Genomic DNA, 23,293 nt, shown 5'->3' with positions numbered 1-23,293 from the left:
GACGCGGCACACGAGGCCCGAGCATGACCGGAATCGACTCGACGCTAGGCTCGATGCTGACGAGCCGCCTCGACGCCCTCATCGAGAACGTCGGCGCCGGTGCGCGCACGGCCACGACGCAAACGGGCGCCTCCGCCGAGGCCACCGATACGAGCACCGCGCCCATCGGCGGCGCGATTCCGGTTGCCGACGCGCCGCCGCCGGCCTCGGCGCAAGCCATCTTGTCCGAGGTCGCGCTGACGCTCGACGCCATCTCGCGCTTCGGCGGCGAGGCTACGCAGCCCGTACTCGGCGAAGCGCCGATCTGGCCAGCGCCGCCCGCGATCGACGCGCAACCGGCCGCGGACGCTGGGCCGGTTGGCTCGGACGCCGCCGCGACGAGCGCATCGGGCGGCACCGCGATGTCGGGCGGGGCCGCCGCGTCCGCGAGCTCGACGGCGGCCACCGCCGCGACGTCGGCCGCGGCACTTCCCGTCGAAGCCCTCGCGGCCGCGCTCGAAAAGACGGTGGCCGAAACGGGCCTCTTCTACGAATCGCATCTTGCGCAGTGGCTCGCCGGCAGCTATCCGGCCGATCTGCTCGCCAATGAACCGCAGACCCGCCTCGCCGCGACGGCCGCCCAGCTTTCGTTCGATTGGGAGCAGCCGGCCTCCGCCGGCGCTGACGGCTCCGACGCGTTCTTCGGTGCGGCGCCAGCTTCGTCGCCCTTTGCATCGGCGGCAGGCGTCCTCCGGGATGGTGCCGCGCTGGCCACTGCCTTGCTGCAGCACGCGACAGGTTCGCAGTCGTCCGCGTCGCCGATGCTGCCCGGCGATCCGCGCATGTCGGCTTCGGCCTATGCCGGCGCGCGCCCATTTGCCGGACAGCCGGGGGCGGCAACGGCCTTCGGCAACTCGGCCGACAGCTTGCGCTCCGCGGCGACGGGCGCAGCCGGCGCATCGGCCCGCTCGGCGAGCGCGCTCGGCGCGTCCGGCGACCCCTTCGGCGGCGCGCCCGCCTCGGTCGCCGCGTCGATTCATCCGGCGACGATTCCGCTCGTGCGCCAGCAACTCGATCTGCTCGCGACCGAGCAATTCCGCTGGACCGGCGAAGTCTGGCCGGGCACGAAGCTCGACTGGACGATCGAGCCCGAGCCCGACCGTTATCGCGGCCCCGGCGACCAAGGGGCCGCGGACCAGCAGGCCTGGCGCACGCGCCTGACGCTCGCATTGCCGACGCTCGGGACCGTCGATGCCGATCTCGTCCTGAAGGGGACGAGCCTTGTCGTTCGCGTGCAGGCAAGTCCGGCCGGAGCGGCCCGGCTCGCCACGGGCGGCGAGGCGTTCGGCCGCCGGCTGCGCGCGGCCGGCATCGAGCTGACGGGGCTGACGATTCGGGAGGTCGGCGGAGCCGATCCCGCCGCGACGGCCGATGCCGTGCAGGCGGCGACAGCGGCCTACGCGCGCGCGGCGGCGGCCGCGACCGACGCGCAGGCGCACGACGCGACCGCCGCGCCGGACGCTGTCACCGCATCCGGTGCGGGAGAAGGATGGCGCGGGTCGCCGACGCCGCTCGAGGGTCTCTTCGACGATCCATTCGAATGGAGCGGCACGTGAGCCGCCCCCGACGCCGAAGCGCGGCGGCGCTTGCCTACGACGGCAAGGGCGAAGGCAGCGCACCACGTGTGGTGGCGAAGGGCTACGGCCTTTTTGCCGACATGATCATTCAGCGAGCGCAGGAGTCAGGGCTCTACGTGCATCGTGCGCCCGAGATGGTCTCGCTGCTGATGCAGGTCGACCTCGACGCGAAGATTCCGCCCGAGCTCTATCAGGCGGTGGCGGAGCTGCTGGCCTGGCTTTACCGGCTCGAAAGCGGGGCCGCCGATGGCCCGGCGCCGGCCGAGGCCGGCGCGCGGTCGGAGCCGGCCGGCCCGATTTCGTATCCATTGCTGCCTTCGGCGGAGTGATGGGCGAGAAGACCGGCGCTCCCGCGCCTCGCCAACCGGAGAGTGAAGACATAGGGCCTACGGAAGCGGCCGTTGCTCGAAAAGCCCGGCCGCCCGAGAAGCCATTGCCCGGAACCGGCCTTCAGGCCGGGGTCCCGGTTCGCCGCCTTGAAGGGCGGGGTTTCAAACCGAGGCTGGTTTTACGATGAGCGGGTGGTCCACGCTTTCCAGCACTTCGCTCCCTTTCCCGCGGGAGCCGATTCGGCAACGGCCGCATGCTGCACCGAAGGGTCGGACGGCAGCGGCGCATCGCCGACGACGCCGAAGCCGTCACCCGCCACACAAGCGGCAAAGCGCTTGCCGAACTCGTCGGCGAGCTTGCTCAGCCCCCCCGCCGAGCCGTTCGCCTGGCTCTCGGCCTGATAGGACAGTGTCGTCGACGCGTCCCCGTCGGCGTCGAGATGGACGCGCGCATTGCCGACGGCGCCGGCCTCACTGCCCGCATCGCTCTCGAAGCGTAGCGTGCAGGTGTGCGGCGGATCGGTGTCGAGCATGCGCATGTGTCCCGAGAAGCGCGCTCGGACCCCATCGACGGACAGATTGACCGCGAACGTGAAGGCGTCTTCGCCCTCCGCGCGTATCTGCTCGCATCCCGGGATCGCGGTGCGCAGGACTTCGGCATCGGTCAGCGCTTCCCACGCACGTTGCGGCGGCACGGGCAGCGTATAGCTTTGCGTCAATTCCATTGCGTTGTCTCCCACTTTGAAGGACGACCGACGACTGCCGATGCGACAGATCGCCGGCCAACATTCATTATGAACCTGGGATGACGAGACGCCAGCGAGACGCGCCGCCGCGGGCGACGCGCCCAAAAAGGGGCTGAAGACGTGGGCCGAAACGCTCAGCGCGAATTGACGGCGAGCAGCGAGCGACGACGCGAATAGCCGAAATAGACCGTCATGCCGATCACGAGCCAGACGAGGAACGCGATCCAGGTAATGGCCTGCAGGTTGACCATCAGGAAGACGCAGGCGGCGACGGCCAGGATCGGCACGACGGGAACGCCGGGGCAGCGGAACCCGCGCGGCAGATGCGGATGCGTGCGCCGCATGATGAGCACGGCGATCGAGACCATCGAAAACGCCGCGAGCGTGCCGATGTTGATGAGCTCGGCCAGCACGTCGAGCGGCACGAGCGCGCCGATGAAGCCGAAGAAGAGCCCGACGAGCCACGTCGTCGTGAACGGCGTCGCGAAGCGCGGATGCACGTTCGAAAGCTTTTTCGGCAGCAGACCGTCGCGCGACATCGCGAAGATGATGCGGGTCTGGCCATAGCTCATGACGAGGATGACCGTCAGCATGCCGAGCACGGCGCCGAGATCGATGAAGCCGGCCACCCACTTCTGGCCGGCCACTTGCAGCGCGTACGAGACCGGATGCGAGATGCTCGCGAACTGCGCCGACGGCACGATACCCGTCACGACGGCCGCGACCGCAACGTAGAGCACCGCGCAAACGGCGAGCGAGGCGATGATGCCGATCGGCAGGTCGCGCTTCGGATTCTTCACTTCCTCGGCTGCCGACGAGACGGAATCGAAGCCGATGAACGCGAAGAACATGACGGCCGCCGCGCCGAACACGCCGTGCCAGCCGTTCGCCATGAACGGGTGCCAGTTGGCCGGCTCGACGTGAAAGGCGCCGACGGCGATCACGGCGAGCACGACCGTGACCTTGATCGCGACCATCAGGTTGTTCACGCGCGTCGATTCGCGCACACCAACCGAGAGCAGCGTCGTGATGACCATCATGACGAGGAAGGCCGGCAGATTGAACAGCGTGGAGGCGCCGGGCACCGTGCCGGGCGCGGCCGTGAGCGCGACGGGCAGCTTCAGTCCGAAGCCGGCCAGCAGCGATTGCAAATAGCCCGACCAGCCGACGGAGACCGCCGACGTCGCGAGCCCGTACTCGAGCATGAGGTCCCAGCCGATGACCCAGGCGGCCAGCTCGCCGATCGTGGCATAGGAGTACGTGTAAATGGAGCCGGCGACGGGGATCGTCGAGGCGAACTCCGCGTAGGCGAGCCCGGCGAGCGCGCAGGCGACGGCCGCGATGAGGAACGAGACCATGAGCGCCGGGCCGGCCTGCACGGCGCCCGTGCCCGTGAGCACGAAAATGCCGGTGCCGATGATGGCGCCGATGCCGAGGAACGTCAGGTCGAGCGCGCCGAGCGCTTTCTTGAGCCCGGTGCGCTGGGCCCCGGCGATCATCTGCTCGACGTTCTTTTTGCGAAAAAGGGACATGGGAGGCGGTCTCCTACGGATTGCACCGGAACGGTGCGTGCCGGCCGTTGGGAAAGCCTTCGATTTTAGCCGATCTGAGTCGGCAAGCTTGCGCAGCGGTAGGAAACTCAGACATATCGCGCGTTCGGGCACCAAAACAGGGCGCGACCGGCAGGGGGCGTCGAGCTGCGCCGCCGACGTGGCGGGCGCGAGGTTCAGCTAGGCGAAGTGTCGATCGTCGCAGTGGGATTGAAGTCGATGAGGCGATTGCTCATGACGTAGAACGTCAGCTCGGCGTTGTTGCTCAGCTTCATCTTCTCGAGCAAGCGCGTGCGATAGACGCTGACCGTCTTCACCGAGAGCGAAAGCGTGTGGGCGATGTCGGTCAGCCGCTTGCCCGATGCGAGCATGCAAAGCGTCTGATACTCGCGATCCGAAAGCTTTTCATGCGGCAGCGGCTCATTCTCGATCGAGACATATTCGGCCAGCGCCTGCGCAAGCGCCGGGCTGACGTATTTGCGGCCCGCCGCTACCTGGCGGATCGCGTCGATCATCTGCGTGGCCGTCACCGTCTTGGACAGATAGCCGGCCGCGCCAGCCTTCAGCGCGCGGACCGCGTATTGGTCCTCGCGAAACATCGAGAACATCAGGACGGGCGTGCGGGGCGCGCGACGCTTCACGCGCTTGAGGACTTCGACGCCATTGATGTCGGGCAGTGAGATGTCGAGCACGATGACGTCGAACGGACGCTCGTCGTCAAGGCTCGCGAGCGCTTGCGCGCCGGTGTCAGCTTCGGCGACTTCGCGCGCGACATCGTGCGTCAGCAGTAGATGCCGCACGCCCTGACGCACGATCGCATGGTCGTCGACGAGCAAAATGCGCAATGACATAGCCCTAGCTCGCCGATGCGGCGTTGCCCCGCAGCGGTACCATGCGGCGTTGCGTGCGCGTCATGGCCGTCGTGCTGGTGTTGCCAGTGATGCTGGTGCTGCCGGTCGTGCTGGCCGTGCCCGCCGAGGTCCCGACGCGCTCGGCGAGTGCGCCGAGCAAGGCGTCCCAGGCGAAGCGGGCGCGCACCGTCGTCCCCGTCCCCATCCCGCCGGCTTTGGCTTTGCATTGCCCGCACGTGGTCACGCGCAGCGAGCCGCCGAGCGCCTCGCAGCGCGCGCGCATGCCGGGAAGGCCAAAGCCTGTCGCCGATTCGTGATCGAGCTTGCGCGCGCCGCGCGGCATGCCTCGGCCGTCGTCCGCGATGACGAGCGTCAGATGGCGCTTGTCCGTTTCGATGCGCACGTCGGCGCATGACGCGTTGGCATGCTTGGCGACGTTGCCGAGCGCTTCCTGCGCGACGCGAAAAATAGAGAGGGCCGTATCGTGCGGCAACTGCGTCAGCCGGACGTCGGCTGCGCAGACGAAGCTCGTCCGCAGGCCCGTGCTTTCCGTGAAGGTGAGCGTCCATTGCGACAGCGTGCCGACGATGCCGCCTTCGAGCTGCGGCCCGTGGAGGTCGGCCACGATGCGGCGAGTGGCCTCGCAGGCGGCTTCGAGGGAGCGCTGAGCGAGCGCGAATGCCTGTTCCGCGCCAGGCCACGCTTGCGTGCCCGAAAGGACGGCCCCCATGCTGGCCAGCGCGAAGCGCGCGGCCGTGAGTTCGGGCCCCACGCCGTCGTGCAGCTCGCGAGCAAGATGAATGCGGGCGGCTTCGCTCGCCGAGACGAGCTCGCCGGCAAGCTCACGCAGGCGAGCTTGCAGATTGGCCAGGCTTTCTTCGCTCATCACTGAAAAGGGCAGCTCAAACAGCGGATACGACTGGAGTGTTCCTGTTGAGCCGGCAGGAAAAACACCGACGGAACAGGTAACGAAATTTACATTTTGTAACTAAAGGATCACACAGTAGGAATCGATTCCGTCTGGTGACCGATGCGGCGGATCATATCTCAAAAACAGGAAATAGTCAGACGCAACAAGGCTTGCGGCGGGACCGCAAACGACCGCCGGCAAAGGCCGTCTCATCCTTTCGTAGGAAAAGCCTTACGATAAAACAAGGCAAGCGGTGTGGCGCGGATGTAACAGACGTAACAGCGCAGGCGAGCAATGTCGCAGCGCTGGGGCGGCTGGAAAGAAGACCGGAGCACAGCGGCTCCGATCGCGAGGTGAGTGTGGCTGTGGCTGTGGCTGTAGCTGCCAGCTCTCGGCGATTCGCCGCTCGTTAGCCGACGAACGCCTTCTCGACGACGTAGTGGCCCGGATCGTTGTTACTGCCTTCCTTGAACCCGAGGCTGTCGAGCAGCTCGCGCGTATCGCGCAGCATGTGCGGGCTGCCGCAGAGCATGACGCGGTCCGTCTCGGTCGAGAACGGCTGCATGCCCAGATCGGCGAAGAGCTTTTGCGTGTCGATGAGCTCGGTGATGCGGCCGCGGTTCATGAACGATTCGCGCGTCACCGTCGGGTAGTAGATGAGCTTTTCACGGACGATCTCGCCGATATGCTCGTGCGCCGGCAGATGTTCCGTGATGTATTCCTTGTAGGCGAGCTCGTCGACGAACCGGCACGTGTGCGTGAGCACGACCTTCTCGTAGCGGTCGTAGATGTCGGGATCCTTGATGATCGACATGAACGGGGCGAGGCCCGTGCCCGTCGAGAGCAGCCAGAGCGTCTTGCCGGGCAGCAGGTTGTCGGCCACGAGCGTGCCCGTCGGCTTCTTGCCGATGAGGACCTTGTCGCCCACCTTGAGGTGCTGCAGACGCGAGGTGAGGGGGCCGTCGGGCACCTTGATGCTGAGGAATTCGAGGTTTTCCTCGTAATTCGCACTGGCCATGCTGTAGGCACGGATCAACGGCTTGCCGTCGACCTCGAGGCCCACCATCGTGAACTGGCCGTTCTCGAAGCGGAACGAATCGTCGCGCGTGCAAGTGAAGCTGAAAAGCGTGTCGGTCCAATGATGGACGGTAAGGACGGTTTGCGGATTAAGGTTGCTCATGGGCTTCGAGAGTGCGACGCGTCTGGCTGACGCAGAATTCGCTATTTTAGCGCGCTTTGGACGGCCAGGCTTCGCGTCGCCGTTCCGTTCGCGCGCCGCCCGCCTCTCGAAGGCGGCGGGCCTTTGGTTGGGTCGTGAGTCGGGTCGTTAGTCGGGCCTTTATCGTCCGTTCCGTTCGATCGGGGTTCGATGTCGCCCCGTCGCGAGTCGCCGCTCAATCGTCGAGCCGAAGACGCGCGACATACGGCAGATGATCCGAGAGCCAGGCCGTTTCCTGTGCAGGCGGAATCCATTCGACGGGGCGCATGCCGCGCACGAACATCTTGTCGAGCGCGAGCGCCGGCGAGAAGGCCGGGAACGTGCGCGCGCTCTCGCCGAGCTCGGTCGCGACCTCCTGCAGACCGTGCTCCCCGAAAAGCGGAATCGAGTCGTTGCGCCAGTCGTTGAAATCGCCCGCGAGCACGAGTGGACCGTCGGGCGCTTGGCGCGCAATCCAGTGCGCGATCCAGTTCATCTGGCGCAGCCGCGCCGAACGCGTGAGCGCGAGATGGGCGCACAGGAGCGTGACCGACCGGCCGCCGAACATCGCGCGCGCGACGAGGAGCCCGCGCTTTTCGAAGCGGTGGGCCGAGATGTCCCAACGGCCGCCGAGGTCGAGCGGATGCGGCGACAGGATCGCGTTCCCATGCCGCCATGACGGCTTGAAGACGTTGGGCCCGAGCGCGATCTCGAGCTCGAGCGCCTGCGCGAGCTCCGTCGCCTGACAGTCCCACACGTCGGCGAGCGGCTCGTGGACCGGCGCGCCAAAGCTCGTCGCGAGCGTCGGTCCGGGCATGCGCCGCGCCATCGCCTCCTGGAGGAAATAGGCGTCCGCATGCGTCGATTGGACCCAGCGCTGCATCGCCTTCCACGCCGTGAAGCCGAGCGGCGAGCGCCCTTTGTGCAGATTCCAGCTCACCGCGACGAATTCCTTCTTCTCGCTCGCCGCGGCCGCTTGCACGAGTTCTTCGGGATTTCGCATGCCGAGCGGTTCCTGCTTCATTGATCCATATTAGTGCGAAGCGACGCTTGCGCGAACGCGATAGACGAGTGCCGGATGACTCTCGAGGATCGTCCAGTTCGTCCATTGGCCGCTCGGCACGACGAGCCCTGGATGCGAAGCGGTCAGGCGCCTCGGCTCGGGCGGCAGTGGACAGCCGTCGGGGGTGCGCTGCTCGGTATCGTCTTCGATCGTGTCTTGCGCCTCGATCGCGAGCGTGACGCCCGACGCATCGAGCCTGACCGGCGAGACCGTCAGCGAGCGCACGAGGTCGATGCTGGCGGCCGGCGCTTGCTTGCAGCCCACGCGGTGCACGGTTTCATGGTGATGCGTGGCCGCTGCCGCCTGGCCGATCGGCGTCGTGCCGTCGAACGTATCGATCGTGGTGCCATCGCGCACGACGTCGATCTCCCACGTCACCACAGGCGGCTCCGTCGTCGTTTGCGCGCAAGCCACAAACGAGACGCAACCGAACGCTGCCGCGATGACGGTTTTTGCTCTCATCCGCTGCACTCCTTTACTGCACCAATGCGTCGAAGCTTGAACCGCACATCTTACGCCTAACGACCCGCTCTCGCCGTATCGGGTGTTTACGCTGTCATTTGGCGTCGAGTTGCCGTGAGATGCATCGATTAGCGCACGTCGAACTATCAGCAGCACGGCACGCCGGCTGCTTGCTTTGCGCATGGAACTTGCATGGCTACACTTTGAATCGTGATGTCGAAATGAAGCGAAGTAGTGCGCGCCTTAGGCGCAGATGAGCGGGGTCGACCTGTGACCGAGTGGGGCGCTCGATTCGCGGGGTGAGGTGAGCAATGACAACAGCGATGGTGAAACAGGAACTCGCGGTGGCATCGTTCAGCAAGGTCTACGACCTGGATCAGGTCGAGACAGCGCTGAATGAACTGGGGGACAGTGCGAACGAAGCACTGCGCGCCACCTACGAGAAGATGCTGAAGGTCGGCAATCTGCGGTTTTGCGTCAAGCCGAACCGCATGCCGGCGATCGATGCACTGCTCGATCGGCTGCCGAACTTTTCCGAGCCGCTCGAAGACGTGCGACGACAAGTCGCACTCTGCATGGAGACCGAAGACCGGCTCGAGCTGATGCCGATCCTCTTGCTCGGCGATCCGGGCATCGGCAAGACGCATTTCGCGAAGGCGCTCGCGCGGCTCTTGGGAACGGCTTATCAATATGTCGCGATGAGCTCGCTCACGGCCGGCTGGATTCTTTCGGGCGCCTCGTCGCAATGGAAGAACGCGAAGCCGGGGAAGGTGTTCGAGACGCTCGTGAATGGCAGCTACGCGAATCCCGTCATCGTCGTCGACGAGATCGACAAGGCCAACAGCGATTCGCAATACGATCCGCTCGGCGCGCTCTACGCGCTGCTCGAGCATGAAACGGCGCAATCGTTCATCGACGAATTCGCCGAAGTGCCCATCAATGCCGCGCAGGTCATCTGGGTCGCCACGGCTAACGACGACCGGTCGATTCCCGAGCCGATTCTGAGCCGGATGAGCGTATATGAAATCACGCCGCCCGATACGGAAGGCGCGCGGCGGATTGCGCAGGCTATCTACGAGGAGATCCGCTCGGCGCATGGGTGGGGCATGCGGTTCCCGGAGGTGCTCGGCGAGGATGCGCTCGAGGTGCTCGCTCGGGCCTCGCCGCGCGACATGCGGCGCGCGATCCTGCATGGGTTCGGTACGGCGCGAGTCGATGGGCGCGATGAGATTCGCGGCGACGATATTCGGTTGGAGCGGGGGACCCGGCGGAGGCCGATCGGGTTTTGAGTACAATCCCCCTTGCACGTGAGCGGCGCCATACCGCGATACGAAACGTGCGATGAACGTGCGTTCGGGCAGCGCTAGCCGGAGCGTCCCGTCAACGGCCATACCGGCAACGACGCGCGGTCGCGGAGCCGCGACAGACAACCATGGATCAGATCGAATGCGTAGTGATCGGCGCAGGAGTGGTCGGTCTAGCCATCGCGCGCGCGCTCGCCGAGCGCGGCCGCGAGGTGATCGTGCTGGAAGCGGCCGAAGCCGTCGGCACGAGCACGAGCTCGCGTAACAGCGAAGTCATTCACGCCGGGATCTACTACCCGCGCGGCTCGTTGAAGGCAGCGCTCTGCGTGCGCGGCCGCGAGATGCTCTATGAATACTGCGCTGAGCGCGGCGTTCCGCATCAGCGCTGCGGCAAGCTGCTGGTCGCCACCGCGCGCAATCAACTGCCACAGCTCAAGACGCTCGCCGCCCGCGGTAAAGAAAACGGCGTGCTCGACCTCATGCCGCTCAGCGCGGACGAAGCCCAAGCCCTCGAGCCGGCGCTCGAGTGCGTCGCGGCGGTCTTCTCGCCGCAAACCGGCATCGTCGATAGTCATCAGCTCCTGCTGGCGCTCGAAGGCGATGCCGAGCGCGGCGGCGCTGTCTGCGCGTTCCACTCGCCCGTCGAATCGATCGAAGCAACGGCCGGTCGATTCGTCGTGAAGGTCGGGGGATCGTCGCCGACGACATTGAGCGCGGCATGCGTCATCAACAGCGCCGGGCTTCACGCCAACGCGCTCGCGCGCAAAATCCACGGGCTCGATGCGCGTCACGTGCCGCCGCTCTACTTCGCGCGCGGCAACTATTTCAGCATCTCGGGCCGCGCGCCGTTCTCGCGTCTCATCTATCCGATGCCGAACGAAGCCGGACTCGGTGTCCATCTGACGATCGATTTGGGCGGTCAGGCGCGCTTCGGCCCCGACGTCGAATGGGTCGATTCGATCAACTACGACGTCGATCCGCGTCGCGCCGAAAGCTTCTATGCCGCCATTCGCGAATACTGGCCGGGCCTCGCCGACGATGCGCTGCAACCGGCCTATGCCGGCATCCGGCCCAAGCTCTCGGGGCCCGGCGAGCCGGCCGCCGATTTCGTCATCCAAGGGCCGGCCGCCCATGGCGTGCGCGGGCTCGTGAACCTGTACGGGATCGAGTCACCCGGCCTGACGGCGTGTCTCGCCATCGCGCAACGCGTCTGCGAAATTCTTGGACGAAACTGAGGGGTGAGGGGCAACGGCTGCTGTCACGGCGCTCACTTCCTTCGGCGGAGCCCGCACGGCGAGCGCGAATACTCGTTATCCCGGCCATTGCGGAATTCGGCGGTGCGCCAAACGTTCTTCGTTGTATGCTCGGTCTTGCCGTTCAACGGTGGCAGACAAGGTCCCTGACAAACGGGCCCGATACAACACTTGGAGAGTTCCCCCAATGAAATCGTCTCGTCGCACGTTTTTGATTACGAGTCTCGGCGCCGCTTCGGCGCTCGCCCTCTCGCGCCAGTCGTTTGCCGATGCGCCGCACGTTGCCGAAAGCGATCCGACCGCCCAAGCGCTCGGCTATAAGGAAGATGCCACCAAGGTCGACAAGGCCAAGTACGCGAAGTATCAGGCCGGCGAGGTGTGCGGCAACTGCCAGTTGTTCCAAGGCAAGGCAGGAGACGCCTACGGCCCCTGCGCACTCTTCGGCGGCAAGCAGGTCAATGCGAAGGGCTGGTGTAGCGGCTATACGAAGAAGGCCTGACGCTCGCCCCCAAAAAGGCGCTTGCACTGGCAAGCGCCTTTGTCGCTTGTTAAAGATGGGCGGACAGGAACGTCAGCGTCCGACCGAGCGCGAGGGCGGACGAGCGCTGATCGTAGGACGCCCGATCCGTACAATTGAAGCCATGCCCCGCGCCAGGGTAAACGTGAAACTCCGCGTTCGTCTTCCCAGCGAAGCTCGCCTTGACGCGCTCGACGGCATCGAGCGGAATGGACCCATCCTTCTCGGCATAGTGGAACAGGATCGGCGCGCGAACCTTGCCGGCTTCGTCGAGCTTGTTCTGAATCCCGCCGCCGTAATACGCGACTGCCGCATCGACCGAACCTTGCGCCGCCAGCAGATAGGCGAGCTGCCCGCCGAAGCAGTAGCCGATCGCGCCCACCTTGCCGCCCGTCACCTCGGGCCGGCTTTTCAACGTGCGCGCGGCGGCGCCGAGATCGGCGACGGTCTTGCTGACGTCGGTCTTTTGCATCAGCGCGATACCCTTGTCACGGTCGGCGCCCTCGTAAGTGAGCTCCACGCGCCGCTCGCTGCGCCAGAAAATATCGGGTGCGAGCGCGACATAACCGGCAAGCGCGTATTGCTCCACGACTGAACGGATATGCCCGTTCACGCCGAATATCTCCTGAATGATGACGATGGCCGGGCCGTGGCCGGTGCGCGGCAGCGACAGATAGCCCTGGAAGCGCCCGCCGTCGTCGCTTTCGATGTCGATCCATTGCGAAGTCACGTTCATGGTCTTTCTCCACTCCAAGATAGATAGGCGAATCGGTCAGGCGCGACAGTTTGGCACCAATCGCGAACCGCTGCAGCGAGCCACCGGTTAGTGGATACGCTCGAACGCAAATTGAAAGGCGACTGAATCGTCCACCCATTCTTCCCAACCAATCGAGGTTGCACAAAAACGACGGCCCAAAACCCCCGATCGCCCAAGACCCGCGCCGGCCGCGCGTTCCGACGGAACCGGCCGGTCCGCCTCGACGTCGCACGAACATCCGGCATAAACCTATTAGTACTCCTCCCAACTATCTCAAAAAAATCCCAAACTTTAATTTGTTGCCCTACACTTCTCGCGCAGCACGGAGTGCGGCTTGTCACGAACTTGCCACTTTCCGTGCAAGCAAAGTGCATGACGATGCATTCCGGCGTGTACGCCCCTCGAGTCGATCGAAAAAGAAGGCGAAGACGGGGTTCGGGCGGTAACGTCGTTTTTGGACCGAAACTGGAGACTTACATGAAAATGAAGATGCACAAGGTGTTGCCGATCAGCGCGGCGGCGATGATGTTTGCCGCATTGGCAACGAGCGCAGTGGCGGACGAGGTCGTGAAGATCGGTCACGTCGCACCGCTGACGGGGCAGATCGCTCACCTCGGCAAGGACAATGAGAACGGCGCGCGCCTTGCTGTGGAGGAAATCAACGCTAAGGGTCTCACGATCAACGGCCAAAAGATCAAGCTGGAGCTCGACGCGCAGGACGACGCGGCTGACCCGCGCCAGGCCACGCAGGTTGCCCAGAAGCTCGTCGACGATAAGGTCGTCGCGGTTGTGGGCCACTTGAACTCCGGCACGTCGATCCCGGCGTCGAAGATCTACAGCGATGCGGGCATCGTCCAGATCTCGCCTTCGGCGACGAACCCGCAGTACACGCTGCAAGGCTTCAAGACGACGTACCGTGTCGTGGCGACGGACGCTCAGCAGGGCCCGGCGCTCGCGCAGTACGCGGCCGACAAGCTCAAGCTGAAGAAGGTCGCGATCGTCGACGACGCGACGGCGTACGGCCAGGGTCTCGCGAACGAGTTCGAGAAGAAGGCCAAGTCGCTCGGCATGCAAGTGCTCTCGCACGACGCGACGAACGACAAAGCCACCGACTTCCGCGCGATTCTGACGAAGATCAAGGGTGAAAACCCCGACGCGATCATGTACGGCGGCATGGATGCCACGGGCGGGCCATTCGCGAAGCAAGCGCGCCAGCTCGGCCTGCGCGCGAAGATCCTCGCGGGCGACGGCGTCTGTACCGACCAGCTCGCATCGCTCGCCGGCGACGCCACCGACAACGTCGTCTGCTCGGAAGCGGGCCGCTCGCTGCAAGCGATGGGCAAGGCCGGCGAAGAGTTCCAGGCCAAGTTCCAGAAGCGTTTCGGCGTGCCGATCCAGATTTACGCGCCGTTCACGTATGACGCTGTCTACATCATCGTCGACGCGATGAAGCGTGCGAACTCGACCGATCCGGCGAAGATCCTCGCCGCGATGCCGGCCACCGACTACCACGGCGTCATCGGCGAAACGACGTTCGACTCGCACGGCGATCTGAAGCATGGCGTGATCACGCTGTACGACTACAAGTCGGGCAAGAAGACGCCGCTGACCGAAGTGAGCATGTAATCGGCGTGGCCGGCCCGATGCGGGTCGGCCAAGCTCGTAGCCGGAGCGGCCTGCCTGCCTGATCGGCCGGCTGCGGCTTCAAGCGATAAACACGGGCGGGGCGAGCTTCTCGCAGTCCCGCGCGGCAGGGGAGCGGGCGTGCCTATGCGGGTACGCCCGTTTTTTTTGGGGGGGGTGGCGCCCGCCTCGCCTCAGACGTTGAGCCGCTTCAGAACACGCGGCCCGACGATCGCGACGAGCGCCGCGCACAACGCGACGACCCAGAGCCCGATCGTCAGATTCGTGACCTGGGCGACACCGCCGATCATGACCGGGCCGAACAGCAATCCGCAATAGGCGAGGCCGGCGACGTGCGCCATTCCTTCCGCCGCATGGATGCCCTTCACGCGCATCGCGGCCGCGAAGAGCACCGGCATCATGTTCGCGAGACCGATGCCCATCAGCGCGAAACCCGTCAACGCCGTCAGCGGGAATGGCAAGACGAGCGCGCCGACCATCCCCGCACAAGCGATCGTGGCACTCACGAGCACGAGCTGGACAGCGCCGAAGCGGGCGCGCACGGCGTCGCCGGCGAAGCGGCCCGCGGCCATCGCGCCCGAAAACGCCGCGTAGCCTGCGCTCGCGAAGGCGGGCGTCGCCCGGACGACGTCGCGCATATAGACCGTCGCCCAGTCGTACATCGCGCCTTCGGCCACGAGCGCGATCAGCGCGACGATCCCGAGCGCCCAGAGCGCGGGCGAGCGCCAGCGGTTCGTGCCGTGCTGCGGGGCGTTCGGATGCGCGTCGTGCGGAACGTGCGGCAGCACGGCCGGGCAAGCCCAGCCAAGCACGAGCGTGCCTAGGACGGCGACGAGCGCGAGATGAAGCGTCGGCGCCAATCCGAACGAGAGCAGAAGGCCGCCGCCGGCGGCGCCGGCCATGCCGCCGATGCTGAACATGCCGTGCAGCGAGGACATGATCGGGCGCCCGATCGCCGCTTCGACGGCGCTCGCCTCGGCATTCATCGCTACGTCGAGCGTGGCCATGCCGCCGCCGAATGCCGCAAGCACCGGCAGCAGCAGCCAATAAGAAGGCGTGACGAGGATCAGCGATGTACTCACCATCATGACGATCCCGCCGACGAGGCAGGCGCGGCGCGTGCCGACGCGCGCGATCCACTTGCCGTTGGCCGTCATCGTCGCGATCGAGCCGCCCGTCAGCGAGAAGAGGGCAACCGAGAGCCAGGCCGAATCGAGCCCGAACTTATCGCGCACGGTCGGGACGTGGACGCCCCATGAGGCGTACACCATGCCCGCGATGAAAAAGAGCGCCATCGTCGCGAGCCGCGCGCGGCGGCGCGCCGACATCGACAGATTGCGGTGGGCGGCGGGCAGCGCGGAGGTTTCGGCGGTCTGAGACACAGGGAGGAATGGCTGAATTTCGATGGAGAAACGCTACGATTAATGCAAGTCGTCGATTCTAACGGAGCGCTTTCATGCCTGCTCGGAGCCGGACGGTTTCCCGGACGTGGGGAACGCGGGGAAGCGTGCAGGCCATCGTGAGTCGCCCAACGCTGCGCAGTAAAAGGAAGGAGCCTCGCCCATGAATATCCCGAACCAAGCCCCACTCGATCTACTGCATCGCAGCCCGGTCGGGACACTGGCGACGCATCTGCGCGAGCCGGACGGTTTCCCCTACCCGACGATGCTGCCCTACGCGCCCGACGCTCGCCACCGTCCCGTCATCCTCGTGAGCGGACTGGCCGAGCACACGCGCAACTTGCAGGCCGATCCGCGGGCCGGGTTTCTCGTCGTCGATGCAGCGAACGCCGACGTGCTCGCCGGCGAGCGCGTCACGCTGATCGGGCGCTTCAGTCTGATCGAGCCCACGCCCGAGCTCGTGCGCCGCTATCTCCGGTACCACCCCGAAGCCGAGCGCTACCTGGCGCTGGGCGACTTCGCATTCCGTGCAATGGAAATCGACCGGCTTCGCTATATCGGCGGCTTTGGCGCGATGGGTTGGCTCAAGGGCGACGAGCTCGACCCGCTCGAGCCGCTCCCGGACGAAGACGAGAACGCGCTGATCGAGCTTTTCGAGAGCCACCCGGCACGGCCGGCGGGGCTCGAGTTACTGGGAATCGACCGTTACGGCGCCGACGTCAAACTACCGGGGGATACGCAAAAGGCCGCCGTACGCCGACGCGTTAACTTCAATGGTGCGAAGACAACCTTTGCCGAATTGAAGCGTTCACTTACGGATTGGATTGAGTCGACGTGAGAACCTCTCACGTCATGAAAGCTTTAATTGAGATAGCCGCATCTCATTTCATGATTTGATAGAGATCACGTGCATCTATGTTGAAACCATCAATAGCAGGCAAAACGCGCACTGGGTAAATCCCCGATACGCCGAAGCAGGAAAGAATCGCGAAAGGTTTCTTTACGATTTGTGTTTTTTGGGCTTTTCTCACGCTGCATTTTTGTGCTAATCTCCCCCCGAAATCTCCGAGGCACCAAGTATTCGAATGGCGAGCCGGCGAAGAGACCGGTGTCATTTAACGAAACCGCAAGGGAACTCATGTCTTCTTACAAGGAACTACTCGCACAGCGCGAAAAGCTCGAAAGGCAGATCGAAGAGGCGAAGGCGCGTGAATACGCCGAAGTGCTGAATGAGATCAAGCAAAAAATGGCCGACTACGGCATTACGCTCGCCGAACTCGGCGGCGGCCGCGGCAAACATGGCAAGGCTGGTCGTCCCCGTGCTGGCGTGGCTCCGAAATATCGCGATCCGATCTCGGGCGCGACGTGGTCGGGCCGCGGCAAGGCGCCCCGCTGGATTGCCGGCCAGAATCGCGACCAGTTCCTGATTCAACGATAACCACAGCGCCAAATCAGGCGCAAAACGCACAGACCCGTCTTTTCGGCGTTGCGGCAAATCAAAGCTCGGCGCCATCAGACGAATGTGCGAGAAAACCGCATGCCTTACGGTCGTGCGGTTTTTTCGTTTGTATAACGATATCTCTCAGTGGTTCGTAAGTGGAATGCTTCGGGAGTGGCCCAACGGGTTTGCCGGGCGGCAAACGCGCGATCTGAACGCAAATCGTTACTGTTCTCATAAGCAACTGATTTAAAACGGAAAATTCAAGCAAACGCCGGCATGGCGGCGTAAGGCTTGATAGAATTGAGATGTTTGCGAGCGTTCCTCGCCTCGTCCCTGTCCTCGGGTTCCCATGCGTTCCGAACTCCAATCTGAATCGGCCGTTAAGCAGACGGTTGCGCGCCGAAGCACGTTGGCGAGCGTTGCCGTCAACATCGTGCTGATGTCGCTGCAAATCGTCATCGGTTTTGTCGCTCACTCCCAAGCGCTCGTTGCCGACGGCGTCCACTCGCTCGCCGATCTCGTTTCGGACTTCATCGTGCTCATCGCCAATCGCGCGAGCGGCGAGAAACCCGACGCCGACCACAATTACGGCCATGCTCGCTACGAAACGGTCGCCTCGCTGTTTCTCGGTGCGCTGCTGATTGTCGTCGGCGTGGGCATGCTTTGGCGCGCGGGCACGCGCATCGCCAACCTCGGCGATATTCCGCCGGTACACATCAGTGCGTTGGCCGTTGCCGGGCTCGTGCTCGTCTCGAAAGAGGGACTATTTCGCTACATGTTGCGCGAAGCTCAGCGCGTGCGTTCCGCGATGCTGATCGCCAACGCCTGGCATGCGCGATCCGATGCCGCCTCGTCGCTCGTCGTCGCGATCGGCATTATCGGAAGCCTCGCCGGCGTGCGGCTGCTCGATCCGATTGCCGCCGCCATCGTCGGTTTTCTCGTCGCGCGGATGGGTTGGACGTTCGGGTGGAATTCGCTCCAGGATCTGTCCGATCGGGCGCTCGATGAAACGACGGCGTCCGATATTCGCAAACTGCTGGCTTCGACGCCCGGCGTGCTCGACGTTCACGAGTTGCGGACGCGGAAAATGGGCGATTTCGCACTCGTCGATGCGCATATTCTCGTCGATCCGATGATCTCGGTTTCCGAGGGACACTACATCGCCGAATCGGCTCGAACGCGCGTGATGACCGATAAACGCGTCCTCGATGCGCTCATTCACGTCGATCCTGAAAACGACGCCGTGACTCATCCGCCTGCCCGGATGCCGACGCGAGCCGCCGTCGCCGCGCTAGCCGATGCCGAATTGGCGAAACAGGGCCTACGCGCCGTCGGATATAACGTGCATTACCTCAGCACCGGACTCGACGTCGATATCACGCTTGCCGCCGATGCATCGGCCGATCGGGAGCATGATGACGATCTCGCGAAACGCATCGATCTCAGCGAGCTGAAAAAGCGGCTCGGCGCGCGCAACGTCACGCTGCAACGGCGCGTCGAGTCGACAGCGCATCTGGCCACCGTCGCCACGACACGGCCTATGTAGATTTGGATTGGAGGGTACCCCTCCGCGGGCACTGGCGCTCGATAAAAACGAGCTCGCCGCGCGGTTTCAAAGCGGCAATTGCGTATCGAATTTGATTTCGCGCAGCACGACGCTCGTGCGCACCTGAGCGACCGCCGGGATTTTGAAAATGCGCTCGTGCAGGAAAGCGTCATAGGCTTTGATATCGGGCGCGACGATCTTGAGGATGTAATCCGATTCGCCCGTCGTGCTGTAGCACTCCGTGACTTCCGGGCAGGTGGCGATCTCGCGCTCGAACTGCTCGACGCCGCCTTCCGTATGGCGAGTCAAATGGATATGCGCGAGCGCGCAGACGTGCAGACCGAGTTTTTCGCGATCGAGCAGCGCCGTGTAGCGCTGGATAATGCCCGATTGCTCCATATCCTTGATGCGCCGCCAACAGGGCGTGCTCGAGAGGCCGACCTGATCCGAGATCTCCTGCACCGAACGGCGAGCATCGAGCTGCAATAGACGCAGGATTTTCTGGGAAAACGTATCGAGTGACATCCGCGCCTCCGGTTCGGCCGCAACTTTTTTAATATTAGTGGCGGAAGAAACAAAAGGCAACCGAACGCGGGTTTAATGAGACAGATCGCCTAATTTGGCGGGCTCTCGGCGTCGTTTTGTCCTATCTCGTCCTGCTCGTGTGCTCGAGCTTCGGATTCGTCGGCCTTGCCGATCGGGGGTGCGTTTTTCTGCCAGATGCGCAAGTCGGCCAACATATTGCAGAAGAGCGCGCCTTGCTCGATGGCGTCGTCGAGCGCGATATGCGTGTGCGGATGATCGTCGAACCAATGCTTCGGCATCCGCGGTTTGATGCATTTGCGATAGGGCAGCCCCGTCATCGCGAACGCGAGCGTCTTGATATCGAGCGCCGACCACGAGAACGGGCACTTGCCCGCGAACCGCATCATGTACCAGAACATGAACGTGAAATCGAAGCCGGCCGGCATGCCGACGAACACCGGCTTGCCCGGCAACGCCTCGACCCACGCCACGTAGGCCTGCAACGCTTCTTCGGGCTTGCGCAGGTCTTGGCGACAGGCCTCCCACGCCTCGCGCTGCGTCTTCCACCAGGCCGCCTGAATCGGATGCGCCTCCGCGCCCGGCAACGTCTCCAGATTGGCCGAGAACGTGCCGATCAACTGCTTGTCTTCCGTGAACGCCGCCGAGGCGAAGCTCAGCATCGAATGCGGGCCGGGGATCGGGCCGTCCGCTTCGACGTCCGTGCTGACATAGATCTCGGGCGTGGGTTTCGTCGTCACGCGCGCACTCCGTCGGCCACGAACGGATTCGTGCGCCGCTCTTCACCGAATGTCGACGTCGGGCCGTGGCCGGGGACGAACGTGATGTCATCCCCGAGCGGCCAGAGCTTCGTGCGGATCGACGCGATCAGATCGGCATGATTGCCGCGCGGGAAATCGGTGCGGCCGATCGACCCCGCGAACAGCACATCGCCGACCAACGCGATCCGATGAGCGCTGCTGACGAAAACCACATGCCCCGGCGTGTGGCCCGGGCAGTGATAGACATCGAGCGACTCGTTGCCGAAGCGGACCGTATCGCCATCGACGAGCCAACGATCCGGCTCGAACGGCTCGGCCGGCGGAAAGCCGAAGCGCTGACTTTGCGTGGCCAACTGATCGATCCAGAAACGCTCGTCGACTTGAGGACCTTCGATCGGTACACCGTAGCGAGCCGCGATTGTCTTCGCGCCGCCGCAGTGGTCCAGATGGCCGTGCGTCAGAAAGACCTTCTCGAGTGTGACCTTCTCCTGCTCGATCGCCTGCAGGATCCGCTCGACATCGCCGCCCGGATCGACGACAGCAGCATGGTGCGTTGCTTCACAGACGAGCAGCGAGCAGTTCTGCTGGAATGGCGTGACAGGGATGACGAAGACCTTCATGGAAATTGGAGATGCCGTGGGGGCGAGGGCGAAAACCACGATTGTACCGGCCGCGTCACGACCGTGCCGCGACTGGCCGATCGAACGAGGCTCCCGTCTTCGGCTAAGCGCCACGGATACATATTGTTACATCCATTGCTTTAATTAATATGAAAGAAGCCCGCCCTGGCGGGATTCCACCGCACCTTTGCTATAATCCTGGTCATCGAGCGCGGAGATCCGCGCCGCCAATGGGCGACCGGGCTTGTTGAGTCACTTTCCGGTCGCTGTCATGTGGAGCGGTAGAAGACCGCTTCGCTCTGTATCGACAGTGTTCGATGCACACGTCTTTCCCGGCCGGGCGCCACGCGCCTGGAGCGGTCCTAGCCGGCCGCATGCCGGGGAGGCCTATGCCGCCGTTCCTCGCGTCGTGAAAGCGACGCAAGCGGGCGTGGTTTGGACGACACGTCTGACGGTGGCATCTGGGGTCTGGGAAGGCTGCTGGGGACAGTTGCACCAGACGTGAATACCAACCGGGCAAATTGCGGCCGAGTGTGGCCGCACCCGAGCTCCAATCGCTGGCCGCGTTCGCGCGCCCCGCGCGGTTGCTGCTTGGTTGCCAGAGTCGCTCGTACAAGCGGAGTGCTGCCTGCGCGACGGCTCGACACTGTGGCGTGCACGTCTTATGAAACGTCGATTACATCGATTCGTGGGGACACTGTTTGCTGCCGGTGTGCTGGGAGGCTGCGCGATGCCGCCGTCCCAAACCGGCGACGCGAAAGTGACGACGATCACCTCACGCACTGGCGCGGGCGCACCGCTCGCATTCGGCCAGAACAAGCCGGCGACGCCGGCTCCCGCCGCGTCGGATTCCAAGCTGGCGGACGCCAAGCCGATCGATGAGAGCATTCCCGACATTTCGGGGTTCCATCAGGTCGGCCGCGCGTCGTGGTACGGCCGCTGGTTCCATGGCCGCCGCACCGCGAGCGGCGAGCGCTTCAACATGCACGCACTGACGGCCGCGCACAAGACGCTGCCGCTTTCGTCGTATGTTCGTGTGACGAATACCGAGAACGACAAGACCGTCATTGTCAAGATCAACGACCGTGGGCCCTACGTGCGCGGCCGGATCATCGATCTGTCGTACGCGGCCGCGCGCGAGCTCGGACTGCAGCACGACGGCACCGCGCATGTGAAGATCGTCGGACTCTCGCAGGAAGAGGCGAGTGAGGTCGAGCGCGGCGAGAAGCTCGCATCGGCCGATACGCCGAAGAGCCCGCAGTAATGCGGTGTGCTTGGCGGGCTCGGTAGTCGAAGAGGGCTTGGGCTTGTTAGCCCAGGCCTCTCGAGGTCCGCTCGCGTCCTGCGGACGCTCAGTTTCTCAGTCTGTCAGCTTTCTTCTTGCTGTTTCTTGAGCTCGAGCGCGCGTGTGTAAAGCGTATTGCGCGAGGCGCCCGTAATCGACGCTGCGATACGGGCGGCTGAACTGACCGTCACCTCCTCCAGCAGCAATCGAAGCAATGCATCGTGTGCTGCTGCGTCTTCGTTCGCCCCATGCGCTTGCGCGGGCGCACCTTCCACCACGAGCACGAACTCCCCGCGCTGACGATTCGCATCCTCCTCCAGCCACGTTGGCCCTTCGGCCAGGGTGCAGCAATGCAGCGCCTCGTGTAGCTTCGTCAATTCGCGGGCAATCAGGATTCGCCGCTCACCCCCCAGTGCTTCGCCAAGCGCGCGCACCGTTTCGACGATGCGATGCGGCGCTTCGTAGAAGACCAGCGCATGCGGATGGGCGGCGAGCGGCTGAAGAAACGCCGCGCGTTGCTTCGCCTTGGTCGGCGCGAAGCCGAGAAACGTGAACGTCGCGGCCCAGTCTCCGGCAACGGAGAGGGCTGTCGCGACAGCGCTTGCGCCCGGCAAAGGAATCACGGGATAGCCCGCCGTGCGCACCGCATCGACGAGCTTCGCGCCCGGGTCCGAAATGCCCGGCGTACCCGCGTCCGATACGTAGGCGATGCGCTCGCCCGCTTGCAGATATTCGATGATGCGCTCGGCCGCCGCGCGTTCGTTGTGCTCATGCACGGCGACGAGCGGCTTCGCGATGCCGTAGCGAGCGAGCAATTGCCCCGTGTTGCGCGTGTCTTCGGCGGCGATGCGATCGGCGAGGCCGAGCAGGTGGAGCGCGCGCAGCGTGATGTCGGCGGCATTGCCGATCGGCGTTGCGACGATGTAGAGCGCCGAGCCCGGGTACTGCTGCCGTTGGGCGAGTTCGAGGAGGTCAGACATGGAACGAAGAACGCGGCCAAGCGAAGCGAGGAGGTCGCCATTGTGCCACGCGGGGCAGAACCGGCCTCGCGCAAGTGCGGCTGGGACCGCGATGCGGACGCCGGGCGATGCCGACAACTTTTCGACGCGCCGAGAGTCGAAGCGGCTCGGAGCCGTCTTCGAAGCGCGTGCGTGCGAGTATTTGCAGCGACAGCGCTTGCGCCTCGTCGCGCGCAACGTGACATGCCGCGCTGGTGAGATCGACCTCGTCATGCGAGACGAGGCGGGTGTGCTCGTGTTCGTCGAAGTGCGCGCGCGGGCCTGGCGCGGCTACGGCGGCGCGATGGCGAGCGTGGGGCATGAGAAGCGTCGCAGGATCGTTCAGGCGGCGCAGTACTTTCTCGCGACGCGCGGCGTGATGAATAGCGTGTGCCGCTTCGACGTCGTGGCCTTCGATGGGTGTGAAGTCGTCTGGGTGCGAGATGCGTTTCGCGCCGATGGAGTATAGGTTTTTGGCTGTTATTTGAAGATCCGAGGT

Annotated in this window: 24 protein-coding genes; 11 read left to right on the top strand and 13 right to left on the bottom strand. The window is 64.5% G+C overall.

The features are described 5' to 3' along the window. The first annotated feature begins 23 nt into the window (after nucleotides 1-23). Together AB4Y31_RS08590 and AB4Y31_RS08585 are read left to right on the top strand one after the other, a co-directional pair. Entirely contained in the window at nucleotides 24-1,595 is a 1,572-nt protein-coding gene (locus tag AB4Y31_RS08590; RefSeq protein WP_368673594.1) for a flagellar hook-length control protein FliK, read from the top strand. After that, nucleotides 1,592-1,945: an EscU/YscU/HrcU family type III secretion system export apparatus switch protein gene (locus AB4Y31_RS08585; RefSeq protein WP_368673593.1), complete on the top strand. Its 354-nt coding sequence runs from the start codon at nucleotides 1,592-1,594 to the stop codon at nucleotides 1,943-1,945. The genes AB4Y31_RS08590 and AB4Y31_RS08585 overlap by 4 nt, the downstream gene beginning before the upstream one ends. A 179-nt stretch (nucleotides 1,946-2,124) precedes the next feature. Here AB4Y31_RS08585 and AB4Y31_RS08580 read toward each other — a convergent pair whose 3' ends face one another. The 7 genes from AB4Y31_RS08580 to AB4Y31_RS08550 form a co-directional block, all read right to left on the bottom strand. Then, nucleotides 2,125-2,670: a CoxG family protein gene (locus AB4Y31_RS08580; RefSeq protein ID WP_018442658.1), complete on the bottom strand. Its 546-nt coding sequence runs from the start codon at nucleotides 2,668-2,670 to the stop codon at nucleotides 2,125-2,127. Between the two features lie 155 nt (nucleotides 2,671-2,825). Continuing rightward, a complete protein-coding gene (locus AB4Y31_RS08575) occupies nucleotides 2,826-4,223 on the bottom strand; it encodes an amino acid permease (protein WP_368673592.1) in 1,398 nt (465 codons plus the stop codon). A 194-nt stretch (nucleotides 4,224-4,417) separates the two neighbouring features. Continuing rightward, the gene (rqpR, locus tag AB4Y31_RS08570; protein ID WP_368673591.1) at nucleotides 4,418-5,092 is read right to left on the bottom strand and encodes a response regulator transcription factor RqpR; all 675 of its coding nucleotides are present in this window, start codon (nucleotides 5,090-5,092) and stop codon (nucleotides 4,418-4,420) included. A 4-nt stretch (nucleotides 5,093-5,096) separates the two neighbouring features. Beyond that, nucleotides 5,097-5,978, bottom strand: a complete 882-nt coding sequence (locus tag AB4Y31_RS08565) for a sensor histidine kinase (protein WP_368673590.1) — start codon at nucleotides 5,976-5,978, stop codon at nucleotides 5,097-5,099. Between the two features lie 433 nt (nucleotides 5,979-6,411). Next, nucleotides 6,412-7,182 (bottom strand): ferredoxin--NADP reductase, encoded by a 771-nt coding sequence (locus tag AB4Y31_RS08560; protein ID WP_368673589.1) that lies wholly within the window; start codon nucleotides 7,180-7,182, stop codon nucleotides 6,412-6,414. Nucleotides 7,183-7,396: 214 nt separating this feature from the next. After that, entirely contained in the window at nucleotides 7,397-8,203 is an 807-nt protein-coding gene (locus AB4Y31_RS08555) for an endonuclease/exonuclease/phosphatase family protein (protein ID WP_368673588.1), read from the bottom strand. Between the two features lie 30 nt (nucleotides 8,204-8,233). After that, complete coding sequence (locus AB4Y31_RS08550; RefSeq protein ID WP_368673587.1) at nucleotides 8,234-8,725, bottom strand: hypothetical protein; 492 nt, start codon at nucleotides 8,723-8,725, stop codon at nucleotides 8,234-8,236. A 311-nt stretch (nucleotides 8,726-9,036) separates the two neighbouring features. Between AB4Y31_RS08550 and AB4Y31_RS08545 the strand changes: the two genes are divergently transcribed. The 3 genes from AB4Y31_RS08545 (at nucleotide 9,037) to AB4Y31_RS08535 (ending at nucleotide 11,781) form a co-directional block, all read left to right on the top strand. Further along, nucleotides 9,037-10,014 (top strand): AAA family ATPase, encoded by a 978-nt coding sequence (locus AB4Y31_RS08545; protein WP_026230038.1) that lies wholly within the window; start codon nucleotides 9,037-9,039, stop codon nucleotides 10,012-10,014. 143 nt (nucleotides 10,015-10,157) lie between these two features. Next, nucleotides 10,158-11,264: an NAD(P)/FAD-dependent oxidoreductase gene (locus tag AB4Y31_RS08540; RefSeq protein WP_368673586.1), complete on the top strand. Its 1,107-nt coding sequence runs from the start codon at nucleotides 10,158-10,160 to the stop codon at nucleotides 11,262-11,264. A 205-nt stretch (nucleotides 11,265-11,469) separates the two neighbouring features. Next, a complete protein-coding gene (locus AB4Y31_RS08535; protein ID WP_368673585.1) occupies nucleotides 11,470-11,781 on the top strand; it encodes a high-potential iron-sulfur protein in 312 nt (103 codons plus the stop codon). A 49-nt stretch (nucleotides 11,782-11,830) separates the two neighbouring features. Here AB4Y31_RS08535 and AB4Y31_RS08530 read toward each other — a convergent pair whose 3' ends face one another. Next, nucleotides 11,831-12,529: a dienelactone hydrolase family protein gene (locus AB4Y31_RS08530; protein ID WP_368674457.1), complete on the bottom strand. Its 699-nt coding sequence runs from the start codon at nucleotides 12,527-12,529 to the stop codon at nucleotides 11,831-11,833. Nucleotides 12,530-13,033: 504 nt separating this feature from the next. On the opposite strand from AB4Y31_RS08530, the gene AB4Y31_RS08525 reads away from it, so the two are divergent. Beyond that, nucleotides 13,034-14,182: a branched-chain amino acid ABC transporter substrate-binding protein gene (locus AB4Y31_RS08525; RefSeq protein ID WP_368673584.1), complete on the top strand. Its 1,149-nt coding sequence runs from the start codon at nucleotides 13,034-13,036 to the stop codon at nucleotides 14,180-14,182. Between the two features lie 191 nt (nucleotides 14,183-14,373). Here AB4Y31_RS08525 and AB4Y31_RS08520 read toward each other — a convergent pair whose 3' ends face one another. Continuing rightward, a complete protein-coding gene (locus AB4Y31_RS08520; RefSeq protein ID WP_368674456.1) occupies nucleotides 14,374-15,528 on the bottom strand; it encodes an MFS transporter in 1,155 nt (384 codons plus the stop codon). Between the two features lie 235 nt (nucleotides 15,529-15,763). Between AB4Y31_RS08520 and AB4Y31_RS08515 the strand changes: the two genes are divergently transcribed. The 3 genes from AB4Y31_RS08515 (at nucleotide 15,764) to AB4Y31_RS08505 (ending at nucleotide 18,587) form a co-directional block, all read left to right on the top strand. Beyond that, nucleotides 15,764-16,438, top strand: a complete 675-nt coding sequence (locus tag AB4Y31_RS08515; RefSeq protein WP_368673583.1) for a HugZ family protein — start codon at nucleotides 15,764-15,766, stop codon at nucleotides 16,436-16,438. Between the two features lie 300 nt (nucleotides 16,439-16,738). Beyond that, a complete protein-coding gene (locus AB4Y31_RS08510; RefSeq protein WP_018442672.1) occupies nucleotides 16,739-17,038 on the top strand; it encodes an H-NS family nucleoid-associated regulatory protein in 300 nt (99 codons plus the stop codon). Nucleotides 17,039-17,390: 352 nt separating this feature from the next. Then, nucleotides 17,391-18,587 (top strand): cation diffusion facilitator family transporter, encoded by a 1,197-nt coding sequence (locus AB4Y31_RS08505; RefSeq protein ID WP_368673582.1) that lies wholly within the window; start codon nucleotides 17,391-17,393, stop codon nucleotides 18,585-18,587. A 66-nt stretch (nucleotides 18,588-18,653) separates the two neighbouring features. On the opposite strand, the gene AB4Y31_RS08500 is transcribed toward AB4Y31_RS08505, so the two are convergent. The 3 genes from AB4Y31_RS08500 to AB4Y31_RS08490 form a co-directional block, all read right to left on the bottom strand. Continuing rightward, nucleotides 18,654-19,112: an Lrp/AsnC family transcriptional regulator gene (locus AB4Y31_RS08500; RefSeq protein ID WP_018442674.1), complete on the bottom strand. Its 459-nt coding sequence runs from the start codon at nucleotides 19,110-19,112 to the stop codon at nucleotides 18,654-18,656. Between the two features lie 89 nt (nucleotides 19,113-19,201). Next, nucleotides 19,202-19,870, bottom strand: coding sequence for an exonuclease (locus AB4Y31_RS08495; RefSeq protein WP_368673581.1), 669 nt, complete (start codon nucleotides 19,868-19,870; stop codon nucleotides 19,202-19,204). Further along, nucleotides 19,867-20,511 carry an MBL fold metallo-hydrolase gene (locus tag AB4Y31_RS08490; RefSeq protein ID WP_368673580.1) on the bottom strand — a complete coding sequence of 215 codons (645 nt, stop codon included), beginning with the start codon at nucleotides 20,509-20,511 and terminating at the stop codon, nucleotides 19,867-19,869. The genes AB4Y31_RS08495 and AB4Y31_RS08490 overlap by 4 nt, the downstream gene beginning before the upstream one ends. 664 nt (nucleotides 20,512-21,175) lie before the next feature. On the opposite strand from AB4Y31_RS08490, the gene AB4Y31_RS08485 reads away from it, so the two are divergent. Continuing rightward, nucleotides 21,176-21,775: a septal ring lytic transglycosylase RlpA family protein gene (locus tag AB4Y31_RS08485; protein WP_368673579.1), complete on the top strand. Its 600-nt coding sequence runs from the start codon at nucleotides 21,176-21,178 to the stop codon at nucleotides 21,773-21,775. Nucleotides 21,776-21,879: 104 nt separating this feature from the next. Here AB4Y31_RS08485 and rsmI read toward each other — a convergent pair whose 3' ends face one another. Beyond that, nucleotides 21,880-22,776: a 16S rRNA (cytidine(1402)-2'-O)-methyltransferase gene (gene rsmI, locus AB4Y31_RS08480; RefSeq protein WP_368673578.1), complete on the bottom strand. Its 897-nt coding sequence runs from the start codon at nucleotides 22,774-22,776 to the stop codon at nucleotides 21,880-21,882. A gap of 91 nt (nucleotides 22,777-22,867) precedes the next feature. Between rsmI and AB4Y31_RS08475 the strand changes: the two genes are divergently transcribed. Next, nucleotides 22,868-23,263 (top strand): YraN family protein, encoded by a 396-nt coding sequence (locus AB4Y31_RS08475; protein WP_368674455.1) that lies wholly within the window; start codon nucleotides 22,868-22,870, stop codon nucleotides 23,261-23,263. Nucleotides 23,264-23,293 lie beyond the last annotated feature (30 nt).

The organism is Trinickia sp. EG282A, assembly GCF_040965455.1.
In the GTDB taxonomy this organism is placed as follows: domain Bacteria; phylum Pseudomonadota; class Gammaproteobacteria; order Burkholderiales; family Burkholderiaceae; genus Trinickia; species Trinickia symbiotica.
The sequence above is the reverse complement of the archived record's forward strand: the minus strand, read 5'-3'. Positions and strand labels throughout refer to the sequence as shown.